This window comes from Poseidonibacter sp., from assembly GCF_041821165.1.
GTDB lineage: Bacteria > Campylobacterota > Campylobacteria > Campylobacterales > Arcobacteraceae > Poseidonibacter.
In genome coordinates, this window is sequence record NZ_JBGUES010000259.1 from 1 (window position 1) to 2,218 (window position 2,218).

1 protein-coding gene and 1 pseudogene are annotated in these 2,218 nt (G+C 19.7%); both read left to right on the top strand.

Annotated elements, in window-relative coordinates; all coding sequences use genetic code 11:
* Positions 1 to 273, top strand: a pseudogene (locus ACERKK_RS12925) (hypothetical protein); the annotation flags it as partial.
* The coding region (locus ACERKK_RS12930; RefSeq protein ID WP_373773488.1) for a PAS domain S-box protein at positions 274 to 2,218 on the top strand (1,945 nt) is incomplete at its 3' end.

A 2,218-nucleotide genomic window follows, 5' to 3' on the forward strand; every position in this document is an offset into this window, starting at 1 on the left:
GGAAAAATTAATATAAGTGTTATAAATGATGAAAATGAAATACTTATTAAATATATAGATAATATAAGTGCTAAATCAAAAAAAATAATAGATGAAGTTTTTAGTGATGATTATGATGAAGAATTAAATAAAGATATTGGACTAAATTTAAATATAGTAAAACTATTAATAGAAAAAATAGGTGCAAAGATATGGCTTGAGAACAAAGAGAATAGTACAACATTTTATATTCGATTAGTATCAAAAGATAGACGAACAAATAAAAGGTTATAAATGAGAAGAAAATTTTATATAAAACTATTTTTATCTTTTATCTTATTTTCAAGTATAATATTTATTTTCTCATCATTATCATTTAGTGGTTTTTATAAACAACATATTAAAGAAAATGAAATTGAAAATATAAATAAAACTATTGCTTTTAATAAGAAGATTGTAGATATATATCTTGATTCCATAAAAAATGAATTATTAAGTATTAGTAGTAGTGAGATTTTAGAGAATTATTCAGTAAATAAGAATAAGTCAAAATTATTAATAGATATGTTTAAAACAACAATTAACTCTAATAAAAATATTAGTCAAATTACATATTTAAATTTAAATGCAAAAGAAGAAATTAGAGTTAATAATTTAAATTCTAAAAATCAATTAGTTAGTAAAAATAATCTTCAAAATAAAAATATCGATAATTTTTTTAAAAGTGTTAGAAATTTAAAAGTGGATGAAATATGGCATTCTAATATAATTTTAAATAATGATTTTGGAGAAATCTCTAAACCTCTAAAAAGTATAATAAAATTTGTAATAAGAACTAAAGATGCATTTATTATTATAGATTTTAATACAAAAATTATATTTGATTTATTACAAAACTCATTTAATGAAAAAATATATATATTAGATAAAGATGGTAGTTTTTTATTACATGATAAATACTCTTGGTCAAAATATTACTTTCCAAATAAAACAGTTGATATTTTGGATTTAAAATACAAAAAACAGATTTTAAATGAAAATATTTTTCAATCCAATACATTTATATCAAAAAGATTTTATCTTAGTCAAGACAATTATATAATTTTATTTATTTATAAGAATGAATATGAATTAGCAGATTTATTTTCAAACTTACAAGAGTATATATATATTATTATGATAATTATTCTATTGATTTCTGTGCTATTATCATTGTTTTTATCAAATCCACTTACAAAGTTAAATACAAAAATTTTGGATAAAAATAAAATATTAGATTTAACAATCAAAAAAAGTTCTCAAGATTTAGATGAAAGTTTAGAAATTATTGATAAACATATTATGCTTGTAAAAATGGATAAAAATAAAATTATTACAAATGTTAGTGAAGCGTTATGTCAAACTTCTGGTTTTACAAAAGAAGAGATAATAGGATTTGATTATAACTTCTTGATTTCACATAATAAAGAGTTAAAAGTATTTGAATTAATATCTAAAAAATTAAAAGATAGAAAATCATACTCTAAAGAGTTAGTTCACTTAAAAAAAGATGCTTCAAAATATTGGGTACATGCACACTTTGAAACTATTTATAATAAAAAAAAAGAGATTATAGCTTTTCATGTGATATTAGATAATATAAGTGATAAAAAACTAATTGAAAACTTATATTCTGATTTAAATTATCAAGTAGGGCAATACAATGCAATTTTTGAAAATGTAAATAATGGAATTGCTTTAATTGATTTAAAAGGTAAGTTCCTAAAAACAAACGCAATGTTTACTAAATATTTAGGATATTCAAAAGAAGAATTACTTAATATGTCTTGCTTTGATTTAATTATAAAAAACTCATCTAATATATTAAAGAAGATTATTCTACAAGCAAAAGAGATTGGTTCTATTTCAAAAATTGAAAAAATCTTTATTCATAAAGATAAAACAAAAGTACATCTTGAAATATCTCTTAGTTTATTACCTGATAAAAACCATTTTGTTTTAGTTGTTGATTCTTTAGAAGATAAAAGAAAATTACAAGAATTAAATCAAAATCTTGCATTAAAAATTAGTGAAGAAGTTGAAAGAAGTAGACAAAAAGATAAAATTCATCAAGAAGAACAAATTAAAAATACAAAACTATCTTCAATTGGTTCACTTGCTGCTGGAATTACTCATGAAATAAATACACCACTTACATATATAAAAGGTAATTTTGAAATGATGTCTTATGATATTTTAG